Genomic DNA, 23,415 nt, shown 5'->3' with positions numbered 1-23,415 from the left:
ACTATCTGCCATTCATAAATTCTTTGTTTTGTCTTCTTGAAGAGTCAACTTTGTTTTGAGTATCTCTTTTAACTTTATTTGCAGAGTTCATAGGTGCCATCATTGTTTTGGCTGCTTTATGAGATACGGAGTCGTTTGGTGCAGGTACCGGTGGCAAATCTGGAGCTGCTGCTGAGTTTGGAATACCTAATTTTTCAGCATTGTTAGGTTGTCCGTCTTTATTGTTCGAATCTTGTTGAGTAGATGGAGTGACAGGACTTGTTGAAGAATTAGGTTTATTTTTAGAACTTTTAATTTCAAAAGTATATAATCCGTTAGTTGCAGTGATATCAGGAACAGCGGCATTGCTGTTTAAATCAGTTTGCAACTGAGAAATATAGACATCAGGATTTGCATTTTTAAGTCCTCTAAAGAAAGTATAAATAGAGTCGCTTCCTGCTGATTTACCTTGTATAGTAACTTCGCCGTCTGAGTTTGTTGCGAAATATTCAACCCAAGCATCTTTTGGAATGTCAGTTGATAATGCGTTGTAGAGTGTAAATTCGTGTTTATTTTCGTTAAAAATTTGTTGAGAAACAGTGAAAATGTCAGCTTTATTTGCGTTCATACCGCTTTGTCCGACTTTATCTTTGAGTTGTGTTTCTTGTTGAGTTAATTCGGTCAGGTCTTTTTTAATATTACTGTCGAGGGTGTTAAAGAGCAAAGCTATTAATACAAAGAAAATAATTATAACCGCAGCAGCTGCCCCGAAAATTAAGCCGATAGCTTTTCTGTCGATATCGATATCTTTTCCGAATAAATTGATGGTTAAAGGAGTGACTGTATCAAGGACGCCGGCATCTTCTAAGAAGTTAAATTTGATAGGGTAAGGTTCGTAGTTATAAGCGGCAGTACCGACAGCTTCAAGAGTTATAAGAGGTGTGTACGTTTGCAAAACTGCAAAATCAATATTTATAAAGGATTTGTCTGTGTATTTATTTCTATCGAGATATTTTACATCACCTTCGAAATTAATTTTAGTAGATAGCAATTCTGCACTAACGTCGTTTGTTTCGCTGACAATCAACAGATTTCTTGTCGGGTAATGTTCAAGTGTGCTACTTGCAGCAGATGCAATCGCTAAATAGACCTCATCGCCGGTGAAAGATTTAATAGCAAGAGGTTCTTCGTAGTAGTCAATAAGTTGGTTGCCGTTCATACAGAAAATAGCATAACTGTTGGCTGTAATTAAGAGCATGTTAAGTTGTGCACCTGTAGACATTTCAGCGTCAAGGATTTTGCTGTATTGGACACCTTTAATCATAGATGAGTGAGAGTTTTCAATAACTATAAGCTTTGAGCCTAATCTATCGAAAACTTCTTTGACGTTTTGGATAGTGTCTTCTTGAATTGCCGAATATACAATATATCTTTTATCTTGTTCAGCACTTTGGTCAACAGTGTTCCAGCTGACTATGGGGTCATTTCTTTTAAATAAATATAGTTGTTCAACCTCGGAAATAATAGCACTAGAGACTTGGTCATCAGGCAAAATAAGAGGTAGGTGAATAAATCCAAAATGGACATTAGGCATGTTTAAAATAACTTTACAGCTTTTGGGATTTAGTCCCAATTCTCTAAACATTTCAACAAGGTCCGCATATAATTCTTCATAGTCTACTATTTCTCTAATAGCGTTATTGTATTTCAATTCGCGAGCCGCATATTGTGAAATAGAGTGGTTATTTTTGTCAATGCATATCATTTCAACTAAATTGTTAGATGAAATTGACACACCGACCACTGTGCTTGAATTAAAACCAAATTTTGTTAAAAGATCGTCCATACTTAACCCATTAATTACGTAATTATTATATTGTTATTCTTTCATTATATTATAATATAATAATATAGGATTTTTGAAAAGATTCTTAATATTTGCAGAAAAATAGGTGAAATGGTTGAGGGAAATCGAACATGAGTGATTATATATACGGCAAGAACAGCGTATTGGAGCTTTTATCTCAAGGTAAACGCAATGTTAACAAAATTCTTTTTTCAAAAGGAATGCACGCTGATGCGAAATTAAATAAGATAGTTGACTTGGCAAAAGAGCAGGGTATTGTGTTTCAGTTTGTACCGAAAGAAAAATTTCAACAGTTTTCAGATGTTTCTCATCAAGGAGTTGTAGCTTATGTTTCCCCGATAGAGTATATGGAGATAGATGATTTTCTTGAAAAGGGGGGCAAAAACCGCAGGATAGTAATTCTTGATGGAGTAGAGGACCCTCACAATTTTGGTTCTATCGTCAGAACGGCTGTTTGTGCTGGTTATGACGCAATTGTTATGCCCTCAAGACGCAACTCGATTGTTAATTCTACGGTTGAAAAATCGTCAGCAGGAGCAATTAATCACATAGATATAATAATGGTTAATAGTCTTTCGTCCGCAGTTATGAAGTTAAAGGATAACGACTTCTGGATAATTGCATCTGATGCAGTATCTGCAGATAATTATTTTGAAATCGATTATACCAATATGAATTTTGCGATAGTAATGGGCTCTGAAAAGTCGGGTATATCTCAAAGCGTATTGAAACAAGCTGATTTCAAGGTAAAAATTCCTATGTACAATGACTTTGATTCGTTAAATGTTGCAAATGCCGCATCTATAATCATGTACGAGGCTGTTAAGCAAATAGCCCAAAAAGGAATATTATAGTATAATATTTTTGTCCTTGGAGGATTTAATGGCAAACAAGATTGATAAATATTCAAATAATCAAGATGAAACTGAAACAGAAGCAGAAGCACCTGCTACTGAGGCAACTCCTCAAGATGAAGACATAATTGCCTCTGTTGAAGAGCCTAAAGTTGCAGAAACTGCGAGTTCTGTTGCTGCAGATGATTCTGTAAAAATATACTTACAACAAATAGGCAAGATTCCGTTGTTGACGGTTGAGCAAGAATTGGAAATCGCAAGGCAAATTAAAGAAGAAAATTCTGAAGCAGCTAAAGATGCATTGATTAATGCTAATTTGCGTCTTGTCGTTAGTATTGCAAAAAAATATATCGGACGTGGCTTGTCATTTTTGGATTTAATTCAAGAAGGCAATTTGGGCTTGATGAGAGCTGCTGAAAAATTTGATTATACAAAAGGATTCAAATTTTCGACTTATTCAACGTGGTGGATTCAACAGGCTATTACCCGTGCCATTGCCGATAAGTCAAGACTTATAAGGCTTCCTGTTCATATGATTGAAACTTTGAGTAAAATTAAAAAAGTTTCACTTGATTTGACTATGGACTACGGGCATGCCCCAAGTAAAGAAGAAATCGCATACAAGGTCGGAATGTCTGTTAATAAACTTGCTGCATTGATTGAATCAGCTCAAGGTACTGTGAGTATTGAATCACCTGCTAACCAAAAAGATGAGTCAACAAAACTTGCTGACTTTATCGTTGACGAAAATTCTTTGTCGCCTGATTCAAAAGTTACACAAGACAATTTGTTTTCTGATATAAGAAAAATTCTTAATCAATTAAGCCCGAAAGAGCGTGATGTCTTAATTATGAGATATGGTCTTGACGACAACGGGCAGAAAAAAACTTTGGAAGAAATCGGTGCAAGATATGGTGTTTCTAGAGAAAGAATTCGTCAGATTGAAAATCGTGCTATGAGCAAACTTAAAAAATTATGCAGAAATGCAATGCTGAATAAGAATTTGAAAAATTATATTTAAAATTCAGATTATGCTTTTTTCATGATATAATCACTTGTGAAAACCGGTCGGTGTTTAAATAGTTAAAACATTGGCTTGTAATGTAGCCGTAAGTGGAGATTTTAACTTGGAAGAAATTACATCATACAAATTAGCCAGCGTTGTTGCCAGATTGATTGACGATAAAAAAGGTAAAGATATTTCAATTTTGAATATATCAAATGTATCAGTTTTGGCTGATTATTTTGTTATTTGTTCAGCAGATACCACAACTCAGGTAAAAGCTTTGACAAATAGTGTCCACGATGGAGTTAAAAAGTTTTTTGGCAGACTCCCTATCGGTGAAGAAAATGACCTCAAACACCGTTGGAATTTGGTTGATTATGGCGATGTAATTGTTCACGTTTTGCATAAAGAAGAACGTGATACTTATGCAATAGAAAAATTTTGGAACCACGCTTTAAGAGTCGAAGAAGCTGATTGGATGGAAGAATCCAAAGAATATTCTGCTTATAACGAAATGTAGTTTTTATTTTTATTAATCCAAAAGCCCTTCTGCTAGGAGAAATCTGCCGAGGGTAACAATTTCTGTGTATTTTGACAGAGAATTGATAAAACATTGATTTTTGCAAAAACCGCCTGAAAGATAAAGTTTCTCGGGTTTTTTAGCGAAATTCCAAGCGTTATGGGCTATTCCGTGAACAAATTTTGAGACTGCAATTTTAGGTGAGCCACCTTTTGCTATGTCGTCCATAATTTTTTCTAATCCGAATATTCCGCAGGTAATTACGTATTTTTCGTTCACAAAAGATAGGTCTTTAGATGAAAGATTGTAGAATTTCAATAGCATTTCGATTGTTGCCCCTGTGCTACTGGAGCAGGCACTATTCCAGTCAAGGTCTTTGAACTTGCCGTCAGTGTATTTTACCCACTTTGAATCACGACTGCCGAGGTCGAGAATTATTGCGTCTTCTTTTACTTTTTTTCTAAAACCTTGAACCAATGCAATAATTTCATTTTCGTAGTCTTTATCTGAGGGGATAAGATTTTGTGTCATGTGCCCTGTTGCTTTGTCGAATTTGAAATCAATATCAGGTAGTTTAGAAGATGGGATTATATAATATTTTTTTCCGTTTTCTTCTTTTACAAGGCAAGATTTATAGCGGCTCATTTTGTCCGAGTTATTTGTTTCAATTATTTTTGACCAAGTTGTACCTGCGTCGAGAACTATATTTATCATCTTAACCTCAAAAAAGCTTCAATTTTAGCTTTTGTAGAATTTGTAGCACAATCATCAATGTCGACAAAAAGCCCGTTATATTTGTCCGCTAAGTATTTAGCGAGTTGAGCTTTTGCACAAAAAGCTTGAGCGTAAAAAACGGTCGGAACTTCTGATTGAACAAACATTTCGAGTTCAATATCAGCGGGGGTACCTGCTTCAACGCAACGAGTCCAGCCGTATAGGTGAGTTGAGTCTGGAAATAGCTCTAAAATTGATAAATCATTCGGCGGAACGCCCCAAAACCCGAATGTAGGCGTTATATATGAAGTTGATATGTCTTTTTTATCGACAATATTTGCAGTGATAATTTCAATTTTTTTCCGTAATGGGAGGTTTGAAGTGGAGATTTTTATCTCATTTTTCGGTGACAAATCTTCGAAAATTGTTTCTACAACATCAAACCCCATATCTTTTAACAATTGTGCGGCAAACCAACCGCTGTCACATTTGTCTTTTCCTATAGGTGCTAGGATTGTTATTATCGAGTTTTTTAAGTATAGTGCGTTGTTGATTATGTTTTTAATTATTTTGCAATAGGATTCGGGCAAAATTTTTGTGTCAGGATAGGAAAAATCTATGTCCAAATCTACCCAATCAGCTTGAGGGTAAGCGTCTTTATATCTTTTTATAACATTAGGGTGCGGATAGCCCCAAAATCCTATTATATTTTTCATATAAATATTATAATATAAATGTGGATAAAAATTTTTAAAACAGGTATAATTTTTGTATGGATAATTTTGAAGAAAAAAAATTAAAATCAACTACGATTTTTAAAGGTAAAATAATTACAGTTGTAAAAGATGAAGTTTTGATTAGCAACGGGCTTTTAAGAGATAGAGAAGTCGTAAAGCATAATGGTGGAGTTGTCATTCTAGCTGAAAAAGATGATAAAATCCTTATGGTTAAACAGTTTCGTTATCCTGTTGGGCTTACATTGTGGGAGCTTCCGGCTGGGAAACTCGACAAAAAAAATGAAGATATTTTGGACGCAGCAAAAAGAGAACTTGAAGAGGAAACAGGGCATAAAGCGAAAAATTGGCAATCTCTAGGCTTTGTTCATACAAGCCCCGGTTTTAGTTCTGAAAAGTTGTATTTGTTTTTTGCTAAAGACCTAACTCAGACAGAGCAAAATCTTGACGAAGGCGAAATATTAAAATTTGAAGCAATCGAGAAAAATAAAGTATTTGAAATGATTAAAAATGGTGAAATTACTGATGCCAAAACAATTTGTGCAGTGATGAAAGCTTATAAATTATGATAAAAATGCTTGTTGTTGATATTGACGGCACAATAAAAACCAGAGTAAGCCCGATTTCAGAAAAATTGAAACACCACGTTAAAATTTTGAGAGAAAATGGCGTGAAAGTTGTTATTGCTACTGGCAGAATGCACTGCTCAGCTAAACATGTCGCAGAGGATTTAGGGACAGATGAACCTGTGATTTCTTATCAGGGCGGCTTGATAATTGATTCGGACGGAAAAGTCTTATGGAATAAGCTACTGAACGAAAAATGTGCTAAAGAAGTGATTGAATATTTGAGAAAAGAAAATATTCATATTAATACCTATGTTAATGATGAACTATTTGTTGAGAAAGACTCTGATGAGGTCAAAGATTATGTTAGCGATAAAAACATAAGTTATAATTTGATTGATACTCTTGATAATCTTGATTATTCTAATTTGAACAAGATTTTGGCGATTGATTATGATGAGCAAAAAACTATTGAGCTTGTTAAATATTTTCAAGATAAATATAAAGAAGAACTTTATATTATCCGTTCTACTCCGAATTTTTGCGAAGTGTCAAATCCATTGGCAACAAAGGGAAATGGGGTAAGATTTTTGGCTAAAATGTGGGGTATAAATCAAGACGAAATTATGGTTGCAGGAGATCAAGATAACGATATTGAAATGTTAAAAGCTGCCGGAATAAAAGTTGCGATGGAAAATGCAACTGATGAATTGAAAAAAGTGGCAAATTTTATAACAAAATCTGTCGACGAAGATGGAGTTTGTTTTGCAATAGAAAAATTTTGCGACATTAAGGAGCTAAAATGCAGTATAGAATAGGGCAGGGCTTTGATTTACATAAATTAGTCGAAGGTCGAAAATTTATCCTCGGCGGAATTGAAATTCCATACGAAAAGGGCTTATTTGGACATTCTGACGCTGACGCATTGTGCCATTCGATTATCGATGCACTTTTTGGTGCTTTGGCTTTAGGTGATATAGGTACTCATTTTCCTGATAATGACCCAAAATACAAAGGAGCGGACAGCATTTTGCTTTTAAAAGAGGCTTATGGGCTCGTTAAAAAAGAAGGCTATTTAATCAATAATCTTGATAATACTATTATGGCTCAAGCTCCTAAAATGAAGCCTTATATCCCTTTGATACAAGAAAAGTTGGCAGTCGTTTTAGGGGTCGATAAAAATCAAATTTCTATTAAAGCAAAAACAATGGAAGGTGTTGACGCTGTAGGTGAAAAAAGAGCGGTTTCGACTCAAAGCATTGTTTTGCTTGTAAAAGATTAAAAATCATTTGTACGCTCTAATGCTTCTCTATGACTGTTTTATATGGTTTTTTGTCAGATGCTTTGTTGGACTTTTTCTGAAATCATTGTCATTGTTGCGGTTTGGGCGATATCTAAAAATAAAAATTTATGACAAATAAGCTTTAACCTATTATTCTCATTGGCTTTTAGATGGTTTTAATGTATTATAAAAGGTTGGTTTTTTTAATGGATTTGGTCAAAAGGTTTGTGCTTATTAGATATGAGAACCATATCACCTAGTGTCTGTCAGGTTAACAAAATTAAAACAAAAGAGCCTCTTGAGGCTCTTTTGTTAATATTGCTTGAGTTTAACCTTTTAGCGAATCAATTAAATCTTCAATCGCCTTTTGTTGAATCGATATTTCATCCACTCTTGCTTGAGTTTTTTCGATAACGTCTTTAGGGGCAGAAGATGTGAATTTTTCGTTTTTCAATCTACCTTCAAGACTTTTCTTTTCATTTAAAAGTTTTTGAAGTTTCTTGTCTTGTCTTGCTATTTCAGCGTTTAAGTCGATTAAACCTGCTAGAGGAATAATTAATTTTGAGTCACCGACAACGGCAGTTGCGGATTGGTTTAAGGTGACTTCTTTCTCTTTTTTGTAAGAGATATTTTCAACTTTTGCCAAACGGTGAATGTATGCTTCAACTTTTTTGAAAATTTGTTCATCTTTTTCTTTAGCGACAACCTCGATATCAACTTTTGTTGAAACTGGGATATTGAAGCTTTGTCTTGTGTTTCTTAGGGATTTAATGGTTTCAATGACAAGCTCCATTTGAGTGTTTTCATCATTAAAAGATAAGTCCTCTTTATAAACAGGAAAATCTGAACGCATAATACTTTTCGCTTCATTTTCAAGTGGCAAAAGTTGCCAAATAGCTTCTGTAATATGAGGCATAATCGGGTGAAGCAGTCTTAATGTTTGGTCTAAAACATACATTAAAACTCTTTGTGTATTCAATTTTGTATTTTCGTTTTGTAATTGAACTTTTGCAATTTCAACATACCAATCGCAGTATGAATTCCAGAAGAAATCATATAGAACGTGGGCACATTCACCTATTCTGTAGGTTTTGATATCTTCGTTGATTTCTTTTGCTGTGTTGTTTAATTTATTTAAAATCCATTTATCAGCCAAAGTGAGATTGCTTTTGTCAATCGGATTGTTATCAACGCCATCAAGGTTCATCAAAACAAATCTTGAAGCATTCCATATTTTGTTTGCGAAATTTCTTCCGTATTCAAATTTTTCGTCACTGATTTTAATATCTTGGCCGCCATAAGTGCACAAAGATGTAAGGGTGAAACGCAAAGCGTCGCAACCGTATTTGTCAATAATCTCGACAGGGTCAATTGTGTTGCCTTTTGATTTAGACATTTTTTGACCTTGCTCATCACGGATAAGCCCGTGGATATAAACTGTTGAGAATGGGGCTTTTCCTGTAAATTCATAGCCCATAGTAATCATTCTTGCGACCCAGAAGAAAATAATGTCAAAACCTGTTACAAGCGTTGTTGTCGGGTAGAATTTTTTGAAATCTTCCGCATCTGTATTTGGCCAACCCATAGTTGAAAAAGGCCATAAACCTGATGAAAACCAAGTATCTAAGACGTCAGAATCTTGGGTATATTTAGTTGGGTCAGGATTTTCTTTGGCAACAATCATTTCTCCTGTTTCGTTGTTGTAATAAGCAGGAATTTGATGTCCCCACCAAAGTTGACGTGAGATGCACCAATCTCTGATATTGGTCATCCAGCCTAAATAATTTTTTGTCCAACGTTCCGGAATGAATTTTATTTCACCTTTATCAATAGCTTCAATTGCAGCTTTTGCAAGTGGTTCCATTTTCACGAACCATTGTTCTGAAAGTAGTGGTTCAATTGTTGTGTTACATCTTTGGCATTTGCCGACATTGTGTTCATGGTCTTTAATTCTTACCAAAGAATTATTCAATTTTAACAAGCCGATAGTTTTTTCTCTTGCTTCGTATCTGTCTAAGCCTTGAACATCGGGGTGAACTTCGGCACAGTTTTTCATTTTTCCTTGTTCGTCAATGACCCAGATTGGTTTAAATCCGTGTCTTTTTCCGACTTCAAAATCGTTAGGGTCGTGAGCGGGGGTGATTTTTAGAGCACCTGTTCCAAATCCTTTTTCAACGTATTCATCAGCTATAATCGGAATTTCTCTTCCTGTTAGTGGAATACAAACTGTTTTTCCGATTAAGTCTTTATATTTATAATCGGTTGGATTGACGGCAATCGCTACATCACCGTAAATGGTTTCGGGGCGAGTTGTCGCAACGACTATCGCACCTTGCTCATCTTTTAGCGGATAACTGATTTCCCACAAGTGACCTTGTTCTGTTTCGTATTCTGTTTCAACGTCAGAGATTGCACTTTGGCAACGTGGGCACCAGTTTACAATGTAGGCACCTTTATAAATCAAGCCTTTTTCATAAAGTCTTATAAATACTTCTTTTACAGCTTGAGAACAGCCCTCGTCAAAGGTAAAACGTTCTCTTGAACGGTCAAAAGAAGCTCCTAATCTTTTGCATTGGTCAAGAATTGCGGATTTATGTTCATTAGCCCATTCCCAAGTTTTTTCTAAGAATTTTTCTCTGCCTAAATCGAAACGGCTTTTGCCTTCTTTTCGCAGTTGTTTTTCAACAACGTTTTGGGTTGCAATTCCTGCGTGGTCGGTGCCGGGGAGCCAGAGAGTTTCGAAATTTGACATTCTGTGATAACGAACTAAAATATCTTGCAAGGTTTCATCAAGTGCGTGACCCATGTGCAAGACGCCTGTCACGTTTGGTGGCGGGATAACTATTGAAAACGGGGTTTTGGGGGATTTTGCGTCCGCTTTGAAACATTCATTTTCTTCCCAAAATTTGTATATAGATTCTTCTGTTTGCTTTGCCTCATAGGTAGTAGGCAAATCTTCAATTTTTGTTAAATTCATCTGTTTTTAACCACCTTTTTATTTTTATTCGTGACAACAGGATAGCACAAAGGAACTTTGCTTGAAAGCATTAATTGACAGGCTTTAAGTAAAAATTTATAATGCGGATATGAAAAAATTTTTAATCGCTATTTTTTGTTTTATTTTATTGACTTCGCAAGCTTTCGCAGAAAGGCTGCCGGGGTGGGATAATATCGTCAACTTTGACGAGAAAGATTGTCCGTTGTGGTTTGATTATTTTTTTTCATATGGAAAAATGCTCCACAAAAACTTTGATGAAAGAAAATTTAATTGGGTTGGCTCAATAGATTGGGGCGAAACTTATTATGTAACCATATATAGAGATGGCAGTATAAAAATTAAAGAGCATAGATACAATGGTGCACATGATGATATGCTCGACAAATATGTAAAAAAAGTAATAAAAGAAAACCCTCCCCCACCATTTCCTGAGGGAGTTGAAGAACAAGAAATAACCTTGAGAGTTTCTTTAATGGGATGTTCATTTGATGAAATCGAGTTTGATTATGTCTATCCTGAAGGTGATTTATCTGTATATAAAAAGAAGAGATTATTCACAAAAAATAGGACCATAGCTCCATATAATCATTACGGACTAAAATTTGCAGATGCACAAAAAAAATATGCAGAAAATATGAAAGCGTACGAAGAATATAAAAAGACTCATAAAAAAGAGGTTGAAGAAAAAGAAGCTATTAGACAAGCTGAAAAACAATTTGAAAAACTCGATTCTATAAAAGAAGGTACTCCCGAGTATCAAGCTGAACAAAAACACTTTGAAGAGCTGAAAAAAGAAGTAAACAGGATAAAATCGTTACAACCTTAACAATTGTTGCAGATGGTTCTGAACTCAATTTTGACAATGCTTTAAGTCTACTTTCTACGTAAAATTACGTAGGTATTTTTACGGATATACAAATTTTCAAAAATAGTTAATAATTGGAATATAGATTATATTTAAAGTTTGCCATTACTCAAACTTACCACTAATAAAGGCTTTAGGTGGCGAGCTTGGCGTGCAATATTTTAGAAAGGAAAAATAAATGATAAGTTATTCAGATTTAGAAAAACAGAAACATCAAAAAGCAGAGGATTATAAGTCGTTGTGTCTTATTACGTCCGATGTTGCTCAAGGCAAAAAGGTCAATTTGCCTGATGGGTGGGTTTTACGAGATACAAGATACATTAGGGAGTCGAATTTTAAAGCTGCAACTTTTCAAAATGGGAAAGATTTCGTTAGTTGTTTTGCAGGTACTGACCCTAAAAATATTAAAGACCAAGGTGCAAATTTGAAAATGGGTGTGTTGGAAAAGCCAAGTAAGCAAATGAAAGAGGCTATAAAATATTTACAATATATAAAAGAGAAAGTTCCTTTTGTCTCTAATCTTATTTCCGCCGGACACTCTGAGGGCGGAACCGAAAGTATTGTCAGTTCTTTAGTTTGTGATGTTCAGTCTGTTACCTTTAACGCTTTTATGCCTTCTTTCAATTTACTTCAAAATGTTGCAGATTCAGAACATAAAAATTTGAATACATCTCTCGTGACTAACTATCGTGACCCTTTAGACCCTGTATCAAAGCTTAAAAATCCTGATGTTGGAACTACATACATAGTCGAGAACAACTGGCATAAAATGATGGCTACTTCACCTTTTGGCTACAAAAAAGCTCATGCTCTAAAAAATATGGGCAATTGTCAAAATGCAATATTAAAAAATGAATATAAAGAAATTAATCCACGTTTCATGGACAAAATATTGAATGTTCAGTTTACTCATAGCGATGTCAAAGATATCTCTGACGCAGGTCTTTTTGATACATATGAAAGTGAGCTTATGTCAAGATTGCAAAATAATAATATTGTTCCCGATGATTTTGCCAGAATGCAAGCTTTCTCCGGTGACCTTATCTATGTCGATGGGTATGTAAGGGCTGATGGAACAGAGGTTAGAGGTTATTTTAGACACAGGGCATAATTGACATAAAAAATGTAAAAACATATAATTTGGATATGAAAAAATTTTTAACAGCTGTATTTTGTTTTATTTTATTGGCTTCGCAAGCTTTCGCAGAAAGGCTACCGGGGTGGGATAATATCGTCAACTTTGACGAGAAAGATTGTCCGTTGTGGTTTGATTATTTTTTTTCATATGGAAAAATGCTCCACAAAAACTTTGATGAAAGAAAATTTAATTGGGTCGGCTCAATAGATTGGGGAAGCGAGTACGATGTAACCATATATAGAAATGGTAATATAAAAATAAGAGAGCATAGATATAATGGTGCACATGATGATGAGCTCGACAAATATGTAAAAAAAGTAATAAAAGAAAACCCTCCCCCACCATTTCCTGAGGGAGTTGAAGAAAAAGAAATTACCTTGAGAGTTTCTTTAATGGGATGTTCAGAAGATCAAATACATTTTGACTATGTCTATCCGAATGGATTTTTATCGGTGTATAAAAAGAAAAGATTATTTATAAAAAACCATAATGAACCTGTGTATTTTCAGCTAAGTCCAAAGTTTGCGGATTTTAATGCTGAAACTATAAGAATAGAAGATGAGCAGCGGAAAAAACTCGAAGCTGAACAAAAACACTTTGAAGAGCTGAAAAAAGAAGTAAACAGGATAAAATCGTTACAAACACAAGAATAAATTCCTTTTGACGAATGCAAGAAAAAGTGCTATTTTGTAGCAGAGGAGTTCTTATATGAATATAAAAAATGCTTTTTTTACTTCACTTTTAGTCGTTACTCTCGGCTCTTCTTGCTTTGCAAGCGTTCCAGCTAATCATATTGATGAAGCTTATTTGGACTCTTTCTATTCTGCCTCTTTCTCTTTAAATATTAAGTCCGCTACAAATGATGAGTCTCAATTGCTAGCTCTTTGCGACAAAATCTTGGCTATTATGCCTGAAAATACTGACGCAAACAGACTAAAAGCTCAAATATATTTCAACGAAAAAAAATATGATTTAGCTAATATTTATGCCTCTAAAGTCTTGTTGAAATATCCGAATAATCAAAATTGTAATACTATAAAAGGGGTTATTAATCTTAAAAATGGTGACAGAAAACTAGCCAAATCCTATTTCGGAAAAATTAATATCAATGACAAAAATCAAATTGAAAATATGCTCACTATTTCCGATGCCTACTGCGATGATGCCTTAAAAACTGCGTCCATAAAAAGTATCTATCAGTGCACAAAATATTATACTTACGCAAGAATATCAGATAAATCAAGGGCTGATACATATTATAAAATCGGTGTCATCGTTCTTAAAATGGGTGCCGAAGACCAAGCAAAATCTTCTTTTAAAAATTTTATAAAAAGAACCCCTGTTTCTCAAGAAGCCTATCTTAAAGTGTCAAATGCGTTTTGGATATATTCTACAACCAAAGACAGGTACAAAGATGTTGCTCAAAATATTGAAAAAGCTATTGCTATAAATCCTGAACTTCCACTTGAATATACACTCCGTCTTGCTGCTTGCTACAGGCATTTGAACCGTGAAAATGATGCTAACATTCTTTTAAAAACTCTTTATGATAAACAATAAAAAAAAGACCCATTGCGGGTCTTTTCTTTATATATGTTATTTTTTGTCTATTTTAACAAGCTCTTACCTGTCATTTCTTCAGGTTGGCTGATTTTTAATATTTCTAATATAGTAGGTGCAACATCGCAAAGTGCCCCGCTGTCTTTAAGTTTAACACCTTTGCCGTTTATAATTAAAAACGGTACAGGATTTGTCGTATGAGCTGTATATGGTGTGTGTTCAACAGGGTCTTCCATACATTCAGCGTTACCATGGTCTGCTGTCAAAAGCATTGTTACCCCTTTTTCTTTTGCTTTTGTGGCAATTTTGCCGACGCAAGAATCAACTGTTTCAACTGCTTTTACGGCAGCCTCCATTACGCCTGTATGTCCAACCATATCAGGGTTTGCAAAGTTTACCAAGATGAATTTGTATTGCTCGTCATCAAGTGCTTTTAATACATTCTCACATACTTCAGGAGCACTCATCTCGGGTTGCATGTCGTACGTTGGAACTTTCGGTGACGCTACAAGCTTTCTCGTTTCGAGTTTGTTTGGAGTTTCAACTCCTCCGTTAAAGAAAAATGTAACGTGTGCATATTTTTCGGTTTCTGCCGTTCTGAATTGATGAACACCATTTTTATCAAGAACCTCGCCCAAAATATTTGTTAGTTTTTGTGGCTCAAATGCAACAGGGAATGTGAAAGTTGCGTCGTATTGAGTGAATGAACAATAGAACAAGTTCTTTCTTACTGCTTTTCTTTCAAATCCGTCAAATTCTAAGAAGGTTATTGCTTTTGAAATTTCTCTTGCTCTATCCGGTCGGAAGTTGAAAAATACAACAGCGTCATTATCTTCTATTCTGCTGTCTTCCCCTGTTATTACTGTCGGTTTTACAAACTCATCATTTTCGCCTATAGCATAAGATGCTTCTATACCCTCAACTGCAGTTCCTGCCTTTTGTCCTTCTCCAAAGAGTAAACAATTATATGCTTTTTCGACTCTGTCCCAACGGTTATCTCTATCCATTGCCCAATATCTGCCTGATACGGTCGCAACTTTTGGCAAGCCATATTCAGACAATTTGTTTTCAACTTGTTCAATGTATTCAACGGCACTTTGTGGAGGTGTGTCACGTCCATCTAAAAATGCGTGAATATAGACTTTCTTTAAACCTTCTTTATGTGCAAGTTCTATCAAAGCCATCAAGTGGTCAAGTGAGCTGTGAACGCCTCCTGTTGAAACTAAACCCATATAATGCAATCCGGAATTGTTTTCTTTAGCATGCTTTATAGCATCCAAAAGAACGGTATTCTTGAAAAAATCACCTTCTCTTATTGATTTGTTTATTCTTGTAAGCTCTTGGTAAACAATTCTTCCGGCACCTAAATTTAAGTGTCCTACTTCTGAATTCCCCATTTGTCCGTCAGGCAATCCCACGTGTTCTCCGTCAGCATATATTTCTGTATATTTTTCTTCTTTTTTTAATCTGTCAAAATTTGGGGTTTTTGCTTTTTGGGTTGCATCTTTTGGACAGCTGTTTTTATTGATTCCCCATCCGTCCATTATGCACAATAATACTCTATCAGACATTTCGTTTCCTTTTTTCTTCTATACCTGACAATATTATCTCTTATAAAGAAAAAACTTAAAGCTATTTTGAAAAAAAGCTAAATAATTTGTTTAGAAATCCGTCATCTTCTTGCATTGTTTCTTCTGACATTTTGTTTATTTTAGCCTTTAGTGCTTCGTTTTCAGGTGTTAATGGTGCTTTTGCCAAGTATTTATTATAATATTCTTTTGCTAAATAGTTGTTTTTTGATTTTTCGTAGCAATATGCCAAGTCTTTTAATATTTTATAGTTTTTGTTGTTTTGTTCATAAAGTTTTTCATAGTAGTTTATTGCGTTTGAAAATTCGCACATGTCTTTATAAAATTTGGCAAGATTCTCAAGTGCAGCTTCATTCTTGGGGTCGATTTCAAGAATTTTTTCATAAAATTCAAGCAAAGCATGAGTTTCACCGTTCGCCTCATATATTTTTACGATTGCATTGATTACATCAAGATTTTTAGGGTCGATATTGTGGGCGATTAAAAATTCATTTTGTGCCATCGCTCTATCTTCTTTCATTAGATAATAGCGTCCCCAATTATAATGAGCGTGTGCCATATTGTCTTGCTCTTCATCAATTAATGCACTCATTTGATATACAAGAGGGCTATTAGGCTCTTTCGTTTTAAAGGCTTCAATTTCTCCTTTGCAGGCTGCAAAATCTTTTTTGTTAAAATAATATTCCGCCATTAACAAGTTATATTGTGCATCTGAGTGGTCTGAGTTTTTGAGAATTTCATAGGCTTTTTCGTTATCGTCAAGCATTAAATATATCTTTACCTTATTCAGGTCCGATTGCACAAATTTTAATGCAGTATCTAATTGATTTGTATTTATCAGCAATTTTGCCATAAATTCTTTTATTTCAGTGTTGTCAGGGTATGCTTCAATCGCCCTGTCCAAGACGTTTATCGCTGAATGAGGGTCGCCTGTTTCGTTATACAAATCGGCAAGTTTATAAAATACTGCCAAATCTTCTTTATGGTCTAATATTTTAAAATATTCATCTATCGCATTTCCCTCTTTTTTTACAAATTCAAATGCCTTTGCCAGTAATAATCTTGTATTGATTATGTCGTTTTCGTCAGTTGTTGAGTCTATTGCTTTTTTGTAGTCTGTTATAGCTTGCCCCATATTACCTTGGAAAACTTTGATTTTTGCTCTTGTTAAATAATATTTGTGTTTATCTGTATTGAAATACAAGTCTTGGAGCTCATTGTATGCCATGAAATTTTCAGGAGATAATTCAACAAGTTTTTCCCAATATTCGATTGATTCTTCTTCCTTGCCCAGTGTTTTTGCTGCAAGTGCAAGCTTTTCAACTAAGTCAGCGTTATTATTTTCAGCTTCATAGCCTTTTTTTAACATTTCATATGCTTGTTCAAAATTGTCGTTATCCATCAAGGCTTGAGCTTGATTTACCAATACTTGTTGTTTCATTATCTTATCCTATTTTTATTTATAAATATTATTATACAACACTAAATAAAAATTGCCTCATCTTCTAGGCTAGCCATGTTCGGGAGTCGTTTTTTGAAACCCTATTTTCAAAAACTTCCATACTTCTTTTATACGAAAAAATGCTAAAGAAAAAAAAATTATTCATAATTTTGTATGATTTATGTCCACCCCATCATTGCTAAAATACATCTATACTCCTTAGAAGACGACGATACACATATCCCTAATCTATAGCTATGAACCCCTAAATTCATAGCTTTTTTCTATGTAAAATTTTGTTAAATTAGGTGTCAAAAAATATTTTTTGGTGGTTTGATAATAGAGCATCCATAAAGTGTGAAGATTCTTGCGGTGTTTTCTGCACCCTCCGCGAGGCGTCTTGTACACCAAAATCGGTAAGTTATGTATTAATTTCTGCGTTTATATTTATTAAGGAGAGAAAAATGATTCAAAGTATTAGTGCTTATTCAACTTCAGCGTCCGCTTCTAAGCTTCAAAGAAAAGCTAATGATGTGGCTAAAAACCCTGTCACGCAATCTCAAACAATTATTAATTCGCCAAAAGCTAATATGGCAATAAGACAAAATGCCCTTGCTAATATCAGCTTCGGTAGTGCTGCTTCTCTTGGTGCAGTAGTTGAGGATTTCCAAGCTTATATCCCAAATATCTTTGATGTCGAAAAATCTGATTCGCTTGAATCTACAGGCATGGGCGGGCAAAATAAAGGGCTTCAAATCGATGCGGAAACTAATCCTGAAGAAGCTATTCGCAACTATATAATTACACAAGAAGGTTCTGATAAGTCATCTATTAAAATTTCAAAATCTATGCTCAACGACAATTTACCTCAAGTTAGATTGAAAACAGGTAAATTTGCTCCCGTTGCTGAAATCGTTGACAAAGAAATTGGCATAAAAATTCAAGTTCTGCCGGGGGCAAACGTCGAAAATGAAAATGGATTTTCTATAATTAATGCAGGTAAAGCAAAAACAGGTTCTGATTCTAAAAATATTTCGTTCCAAGGGCGTGGAGATTCTCAAGTCGTTGTTTTTAACAAAGAAGATAGAGTCTATGATGCTTCTGAATCTTACAGAAAAAGTGGAGTTCACTCAAATGTAGAACGAGGTGATGCGATTGACCTTGTTCAAAATGACCGTCCTACTTTTATGGTCTTGGCAGGCGGTTATGGTACAAGATTGTTTGACTACGCTGATTGCAAGCCTGCAGCTAAGCTCCCGACCGACCCTAATTATACACTAATGTGTAATGCTTTAGACCAAATGGCAAAATCAGGCTACTTAGATAATTCTCAAGAAGATGCTTTTGAGTATCTGTCCGGTAAAGGCACACTAAAAGGTGACAATGTTAAACAAAATTTGCAAGAAACTAACCTCGGAGATGGTGGCTGTATCGCAAAGGCATTAGCTTTAGACACTACAAAAACAGATGCCCCTTTGATTATTCTCAACGCAGACACTATTACCAACGCTGATATAACAAGGGCTTACGAGGCTTACAAGAAAAATGCCGATGCCGCTATCTTGATTCCTTACTATGAAGCTGCTGAGTCAAGAGCTAAAGACTTCGGGCTTATGCAAGCTGTTCCTCGTGATAACGGCACCTTGGAGATAAAATCCTTTGTCGAAAAACCAAAAACTTTAGAAGCCGCAGCTCCAGCCAAAGTTCAAGGAAAAGACAAATATATGGCAAACCCCGGTATTTATATCATCGGGCCTCAAGCACTTTCTAAATTGAAAAATATGGGTGTGGAGCTTATGCAATCACCTAAAGAACTCGGTTTGGCTAAAAACTTTATTACACCGCTCGTTGAAGCTTGTCAAAAAGGTGAATTTAAGGACGAAAATGGCGAACCTATGAAATGCTATACTTCACTTCTTGAAAAGAAAGGGGGAGGGGCTGCTTTCTGGGACGACCTCGGCAAAGATGTTACTATCCCTGAAACTTTCAGATTGATGGCTAAAGAAACATCAACTCACGGTGCTGATTCTCCTGAAAATTTATTCTACGGCTTGCCAAAATTTATGTTAAATGATGCTGTCGACAACGTTGACCAAGATTCAGGCGTTACGTTTATGAATAAATCTGCTCGTGAAAAATTGGCTCAATTTGAAGAAAAATACGGAGCTACTACCCTAAACGGAAATTGCATTGTTTATGACAATGCTGATTAAAAATATATTACGTGTTTATTTAGGAGCCTCTTAGTGAGGCTCTTTTTTTTCGTTTACAGGTAGTCTGCCAACGCTGAAGACATTCCGTCCGTACTTAGTTTCTATTTTATCCCAAACTTCTGATATCTTTTTTGCTTTTTCTCTATTTTCATCTCTGAAAAATTCAAGCTGGTTTGCCACGTTCTCTTTGAGCTTGTTAACAAAAATCCCTGAAGAACGGTATAAAACGTGCTCAAAATAAAGTCGTTCAAAAAGTCTGTCGATGACTGTAGCTAAGGCATACTCGCTATCTTCAAATCTGCCTAGCTCCACTCTTTCTACGTAAACTCTGAAATCCTTGCTCCTTAGCATTACGCAAAGTTCTTTCGCTCCCAAGTTAAGTCGTCGAAGTTTTGCACAAACATTATGCAAGTGCGTCAAAAGTTCGTTTTTAATATATTCTTTGTCATTTGTGCATTTTTTGAAAGAAGATGTCTTTTGTATGGATTTTGGCTTTTCATCGTTGTCTATTTTTTGAATTACGCTTTCACCCAAAAGCTCGTATTTTAGCTCAAGCCCTTTTTTACCCAAATGTTTTTTGTGAAAATCATCATCTTTTTTTGTTATATCAAATGCTGTAAAAATTCCGAAACTTTTGAAGGTAGAGGTTAGATTTTTTCCAATTCCCCACACGGATTCTACCGGATATTCAATTAATTCTTTTTGAATATCTTCCTTTTTTATTCTATAAACGAAATCGCCCTTTTTTGCTTTGGCAGTTGCGATTTTTGCCAAGGTTTTACTTGGTGCAAGCCCTACTGAAACCTGAATTCCCGTTTGTTCTTTAATTGTGTCCCTTATTTTTTTTATGAGTTCTTCGTAACTTAAATTGAAAATTTTGTCGATGTCAGTCAAATCCAAGAAAGCTTCGTCGATTGAATATATCTCTACAGACGGAGAAAAGTCAAAAAGCAACATTCTTATTCTTTGTGATATGGCATGATAAAGTCCCAAACGCCCCGTAATATAGGTGGCTGTCGGAAATTCTTTTTTTGCCATAAAATATGGCATACCCATTTTTATTCCGAGTTTTTTAGCTTCATTTGAACGAGAAACTATACACCCGTCGTTGTTGCTCATTACGCACACAGGTTTTCCATATAATGATGGGTTCATTATTTGTTCGCAACCTACAAAAAAGTTGTTGCAATCAACGAGTGCTATTTGTTTTTCTTTTCGCATAATCCGTTCTACTTTGTTTGACTTGTAAGAGGGGATATTACATATTAAAAAGGGTATGCGGATAGTGGGGTATCCGCATATTTAAACCGATTAGACGTGTACACTTTTTCGGTTTAGGAAGGAAATTTGTTAAAGTTTTCTGACGATACCTTGTGCCACTCCGAAAATCATCAGTTGTTCTTTGGGGTACAAGTTCGGGTATTTTTCATTTGCAGGTTGGAGCCATACTTTGTTCTCTTTTTTTCGATAAGTTTTGAGCGTATAGCCGTCATCTATATAGGCAAGGACTATATCTCCATTTTTTGCTTCAGAGGTTTTTGTGACAATTACTTTGTCGCCTTCAAAAATGCCCAGGTCTATCATTGAGTCGCCTGATACTGTAAATAAGAATGTCGAAGGCTTGTTGATAGCAAAACTTTCATCTAAAGATACTCTTTTTTCTATAGTATCTTCTGCAACTGTTGCGAAGCCTGCTTTGACAGCGTGGGTAAATAAAATTGCTCCGAAGCTTTCTTTAGATATATAAAATCTGTTATTTCTTTCATATATTAATTCTGCTTCTTTTAGTTTATTAAAATACTGCCATACGGAATTTTTATGTTTAAATCCAAAATCATTGGCGATAATTTCGAAGCTGGGGAGAGCTTCTTTTCCGTACATTTCTTTTAATTTTTCGAAGAATTTTTTTTGTTTCTCTGTTAGCATATTTTTATTATAGACAAATGTCTATAATATGTCAAGCGTGTTTTTAAAAATATGAAATATCTGTTATAATTGTGTAGATTATTTTATTAGCAATAAAGATTAGGAGAATTATATGGCTAAAGATGCTAGTTTCGATGTTGTTTCAGAGTTCGATAAACAAGAACTTTTGAATGCAGTTGACCAAACCAAAAGAGATATCATTTCAAGATTTGATCTTAAAAATACAAATTCTGATGTGATTCTAGATGGTGATAAATCAGTTACTATTACTACTTCTGATGATATGAAACTTAGAAATATTTTAGATATTCTGCAATCTAAACTCGCTAAAAGAAATATTTCTATCAAAATCTTAGACCCGCAAGGGGTTGAAAACGCTCTAGGGGGAAATGTCAGACAAATTTTTAATCTTAAAAAAGGCTTAACGACTGAGCTTGCTAAAAAAATTGTTGCTGATATCAAGGATTCAAAACTTAAAGTGCAAGCCTCTATTCAGGCTGATCAGGTTAGAGTCAGCGGCAAAAATAGAGATGACTTGCAGGCTGTAATTCAAATCTTGCGTGAAAATGAAGAAAAATATGATATTCCTTTACAATTCCAAAATTACAGATAAAATAAATTAAAAGCTCCTCGATTTTCAAGGAGCTTTTTACTAATAGCTTATTTGTCGTATGGGGTATGACTCATTGGCGGTTTGTGATTTTTCATGTTTTTTTGCATTTTGTTTTCGTGTTCTTTTTTCATTTTAGCAAGTTCTTTTTTCTGTTTGTCCGTTAGCACGCTTTCAAATGCTTTACGGTTTTCTTCTCTGTATTGATGAGCTTCTTTCCTTAAATTTTTTATATCTTCTTTTAATGGGGCTATTTTCTTGTCCTTTTCAGCCAAAGACATATTCGATTCTTGAATTTTATGAATAGCTTCACGTTTCGCTTTCATTTGGTCGATTAGAGGTTTAATTTTCTTTTGTGACTCGATACGATTTTGTTCGATTTTTGCTTTTTGTTCTGCTGTTAAGTTCAGCCTTGAGTCGAATTTTGCTTTTTGTTTTGCATGTTCTTTTTTCATTTTTGCTTTTTGCTCGGGCGTAAGATTGGCTCTCATTGGAGGTGGTCCCATTCTGTCATTCATTGGCGGGTTGGGTCGTGGATTTCCTTGACATTGAGCTGCTTCTGAAATTCCTGCAAATGTCCCTACTAATGCGATAGCAAGTGCAATTTGACATAGTGTAGTCTTTTTCATTTAGACTCCTTCCTGATTTTTTATAATAAATCTTTTAGTATTACACCGAGTTCTTTTCTTGCATTGAAAAGCCTCGATTTCACTGTGCCTACTGGCTTTTTAATTCTTTTTGATATTTCTTCGTAATCTAGGTTATAGATTTCATACATTACTATAACTTCTTTGAAATTCGGTTTTAGCGAGTTAATAGCTTTTATAATCTCTTCTTGGCGTTGTTTGGCTATGATTTTTTCGTCAAAAGAAATCGCATTGTCTGAAAGTTTGTGCAAATTATCTTCTGAGGAGTCTGTTTGTTGGGATTTTTTGAATACAGAAGATTTTAGATAATCCCGACAAGTATTAGCCGTAATTGTATTTATCCAACTTTTGAATTTCCCTGTTTCTTTGTATTTGTCCAAGTGGGTCCAAGTTTTGATATATACTTCTTGCTCAATATCTTCGTTGTATTTACCGGTCATATTTTTAATTATGAGTTTTATTCCGTTCTTATAATTTTCTATTATTTCTTTCACATTAATCCTGACTAATTTTGTATAAGCCCGTATTCATCGATATTTGCACCTATTGAGTATAGAAGATTTGTTTCTTGATAATTATCATAATTATTATTTTGCGTATAGTTTAAATAAGTGAATGTCGCTAAACAAGAGAATGTGATTAGTAGTATAGCCAAGCAAGAAGCCATTTTGTAGGTATTTAGCTTTTTGCGTTCTCGCTTTTTGTACTCATCTGCTACTTCTTTTACTAATGATGAAATTTTAGTTTGCAAATTAAATTCATCTTTGCAAGCGTTGCATTCAATGAGGTGCTTTTTGTAATCTTCTTCGCTGGCAAAGGTAAAGTATGCTTCGTATTTGTCGCAATTTTCGTTCATTATGATTTTAGCCTTTCATAATATATAGAACGATAGGTGAGTGGGAAAGT

Annotated in this window: 23 protein-coding genes; 12 read left to right on the top strand and 11 right to left on the bottom strand. The window is 34.8% G+C overall.

All coding sequences use genetic code 11. The annotated features are described in order from the left end of the window. Window position 1 precedes the first annotated feature (1 nt). Window positions 2-1,825 (bottom strand): hypothetical protein, encoded by a 1,824-nt coding sequence (locus PHV37_08595; protein MDD3238137.1) that lies wholly within the window; start codon window positions 1,823-1,825, stop codon window positions 2-4. A 131-nt stretch (window positions 1,826-1,956) separates the two neighbouring features. On the opposite strand from PHV37_08595, the gene rlmB reads away from it, so the two are divergent. From rlmB to rsfS, 3 genes are all read left to right on the top strand, one after another. Beyond that, window positions 1,957-2,700 carry a 23S rRNA (guanosine(2251)-2'-O)-methyltransferase RlmB gene (gene rlmB / locus PHV37_08590; GenBank protein ID MDD3238136.1) on the top strand — a complete coding sequence of 248 codons (744 nt, stop codon included), beginning with the start codon at window positions 1,957-1,959 and terminating at the stop codon, window positions 2,698-2,700. Between the two features lie 28 nt (window positions 2,701-2,728). After that, window positions 2,729-3,721 (top strand): sigma-70 family RNA polymerase sigma factor, encoded by a 993-nt coding sequence (locus PHV37_08585; protein ID MDD3238135.1) that lies wholly within the window; start codon window positions 2,729-2,731, stop codon window positions 3,719-3,721. 70 nt (window positions 3,722-3,791) lie between these two features. After that, entirely contained in the window at window positions 3,792-4,226 is a 435-nt protein-coding gene (gene rsfS / locus PHV37_08580; protein MDD3238134.1) for a ribosome silencing factor, read from the top strand. Window positions 4,227-4,238: 12 nt separating this feature from the next. On the opposite strand, the gene PHV37_08575 is transcribed toward rsfS, so the two are convergent. Both PHV37_08575 and PHV37_08570 read right to left on the bottom strand, forming a co-directional pair. Next, on the bottom strand, window positions 4,239-4,940 hold the full coding sequence (locus PHV37_08575; protein MDD3238133.1) for a hypothetical protein: 702 nt from the start codon (window positions 4,938-4,940) through the stop codon (window positions 4,239-4,241). Beyond that, a complete protein-coding gene (locus tag PHV37_08570) occupies window positions 4,937-5,656 on the bottom strand; it encodes a hypothetical protein (protein MDD3238132.1) in 720 nt (239 codons plus the stop codon). The genes PHV37_08575 and PHV37_08570 overlap by 4 nt, the downstream gene beginning before the upstream one ends. Window positions 5,657-5,712: 56 nt before the next feature. On the opposite strand from PHV37_08570, the gene PHV37_08565 reads away from it, so the two are divergent. Genes PHV37_08565 through ispF form a run of 3 tightly spaced genes read left to right on the top strand, consistent with a single transcriptional unit; the run spans window position 5,713 to window position 7,522 of the window. Continuing rightward, entirely contained in the window at window positions 5,713-6,243 is a 531-nt protein-coding gene (locus PHV37_08565) for an NUDIX hydrolase (protein MDD3238131.1), read from the top strand. Then, entirely contained in the window at window positions 6,240-7,058 is an 819-nt protein-coding gene (locus PHV37_08560; GenBank protein MDD3238130.1) for an HAD family hydrolase, read from the top strand. Before PHV37_08565 ends, PHV37_08560 begins: the two co-directional genes overlap by 4 nt. Beyond that, entirely contained in the window at window positions 7,043-7,522 is a 480-nt protein-coding gene (ispF, locus tag PHV37_08555) for a 2-C-methyl-D-erythritol 2,4-cyclodiphosphate synthase (GenBank protein MDD3238129.1), read from the top strand. The genes PHV37_08560 and ispF overlap by 16 nt, the downstream gene beginning before the upstream one ends. Before the next feature lie 328 nt (window positions 7,523-7,850). Here ispF and PHV37_08550 read toward each other — a convergent pair whose 3' ends face one another. Continuing rightward, the gene (locus PHV37_08550; protein ID MDD3238128.1) at window positions 7,851-10,499 is read right to left on the bottom strand and encodes a valine--tRNA ligase; all 2,649 of its coding nucleotides are present in this window, start codon (window positions 10,497-10,499) and stop codon (window positions 7,851-7,853) included. A gap of 109 nt (window positions 10,500-10,608) precedes the next feature. On the opposite strand from PHV37_08550, the gene PHV37_08545 reads away from it, so the two are divergent. The 4 genes from PHV37_08545 (at window position 10,609) to PHV37_08530 (ending at window position 14,083) form a co-directional block, all read left to right on the top strand. Next, the gene (locus PHV37_08545; GenBank protein ID MDD3238127.1) at window positions 10,609-11,346 is read left to right on the top strand and encodes a hypothetical protein; all 738 of its coding nucleotides are present in this window, start codon (window positions 10,609-10,611) and stop codon (window positions 11,344-11,346) included. Between the two features lie 217 nt (window positions 11,347-11,563). Continuing rightward, window positions 11,564-12,496, top strand: coding sequence for a hypothetical protein (locus PHV37_08540; GenBank protein MDD3238126.1), 933 nt, complete (start codon window positions 11,564-11,566; stop codon window positions 12,494-12,496). Window positions 12,497-12,531: 35 nt separating this feature from the next. Beyond that, window positions 12,532-13,176, top strand: a complete 645-nt coding sequence (locus tag PHV37_08535) for a hypothetical protein (protein ID MDD3238125.1) — start codon at window positions 12,532-12,534, stop codon at window positions 13,174-13,176. 55 nt (window positions 13,177-13,231) lie between these two features. Continuing rightward, window positions 13,232-14,083 carry a hypothetical protein gene (locus PHV37_08530; GenBank protein ID MDD3238124.1) on the top strand — a complete coding sequence of 284 codons (852 nt, stop codon included), beginning with the start codon at window positions 13,232-13,234 and terminating at the stop codon, window positions 14,081-14,083. A 47-nt stretch (window positions 14,084-14,130) separates the two neighbouring features. Here PHV37_08530 and gpmI read toward each other — a convergent pair whose 3' ends face one another. Both gpmI and PHV37_08520 read right to left on the bottom strand, forming a co-directional pair. Then, window positions 14,131-15,654, bottom strand: a complete 1,524-nt coding sequence (gene gpmI / locus PHV37_08525; GenBank protein ID MDD3238123.1) for a 2,3-bisphosphoglycerate-independent phosphoglycerate mutase — start codon at window positions 15,652-15,654, stop codon at window positions 14,131-14,133. A 61-nt stretch (window positions 15,655-15,715) separates the two neighbouring features. Next, entirely contained in the window at window positions 15,716-17,113 is a 1,398-nt protein-coding gene (locus PHV37_08520) for a tetratricopeptide repeat protein (protein ID MDD3238122.1), read from the bottom strand. A gap of 464 nt (window positions 17,114-17,577) precedes the next feature. On the opposite strand from PHV37_08520, the gene PHV37_08515 reads away from it, so the two are divergent. Beyond that, complete coding sequence (locus PHV37_08515) at window positions 17,578-19,326, top strand: sugar phosphate nucleotidyltransferase (protein ID MDD3238121.1); 1,749 nt, start codon at window positions 17,578-17,580, stop codon at window positions 19,324-19,326. Window positions 19,327-19,356: 30 nt separating this feature from the next. On the opposite strand, the gene PHV37_08510 is transcribed toward PHV37_08515, so the two are convergent. Both PHV37_08510 and lexA read right to left on the bottom strand, forming a co-directional pair. Continuing rightward, entirely contained in the window at window positions 19,357-20,547 is a 1,191-nt protein-coding gene (locus PHV37_08510; protein MDD3238120.1) for a hypothetical protein, read from the bottom strand. 129 nt (window positions 20,548-20,676) lie between these two features. Then, window positions 20,677-21,252: a transcriptional repressor LexA gene (gene lexA, locus PHV37_08505; GenBank protein MDD3238119.1), complete on the bottom strand. Its 576-nt coding sequence runs from the start codon at window positions 21,250-21,252 to the stop codon at window positions 20,677-20,679. Between the two features lie 112 nt (window positions 21,253-21,364). Between lexA and PHV37_08500 the strand changes: the two genes are divergently transcribed. Next, window positions 21,365-21,865 carry a YajQ family cyclic di-GMP-binding protein gene (locus PHV37_08500; protein ID MDD3238118.1) on the top strand — a complete coding sequence of 167 codons (501 nt, stop codon included), beginning with the start codon at window positions 21,365-21,367 and terminating at the stop codon, window positions 21,863-21,865. Between the two features lie 47 nt (window positions 21,866-21,912). On the opposite strand, the gene PHV37_08495 is transcribed toward PHV37_08500, so the two are convergent. From PHV37_08495 to PHV37_08485, 3 genes are read right to left on the bottom strand one after another with little or no spacing between them, the layout of a single operon-like run. Beyond that, window positions 21,913-22,491: a Spy/CpxP family protein refolding chaperone gene (locus PHV37_08495; protein ID MDD3238117.1), complete on the bottom strand. Its 579-nt coding sequence runs from the start codon at window positions 22,489-22,491 to the stop codon at window positions 21,913-21,915. Window positions 22,492-22,511: 20 nt separating this feature from the next. Then, window positions 22,512-23,003 carry a sigma-70 family RNA polymerase sigma factor gene (locus PHV37_08490; GenBank protein MDD3238116.1) on the bottom strand — a complete coding sequence of 164 codons (492 nt, stop codon included), beginning with the start codon at window positions 23,001-23,003 and terminating at the stop codon, window positions 22,512-22,514. 11 nt (window positions 23,004-23,014) lie between these two features. Beyond that, window positions 23,015-23,365: a hypothetical protein gene (locus PHV37_08485; GenBank protein MDD3238115.1), complete on the bottom strand. Its 351-nt coding sequence runs from the start codon at window positions 23,363-23,365 to the stop codon at window positions 23,015-23,017. Window positions 23,366-23,415 lie beyond the last annotated feature (50 nt).

The organism is Candidatus Gastranaerophilales bacterium, assembly GCA_028693235.1.
In the GTDB taxonomy this organism is placed as follows: Bacteria; Cyanobacteriota; Vampirovibrionia; order Gastranaerophilales; family Gastranaerophilaceae; genus JAQUVW01.
Note: the sequence above shows the minus strand (reverse complement) of the source record. Positions and strands in the feature narration are given on the sequence as shown.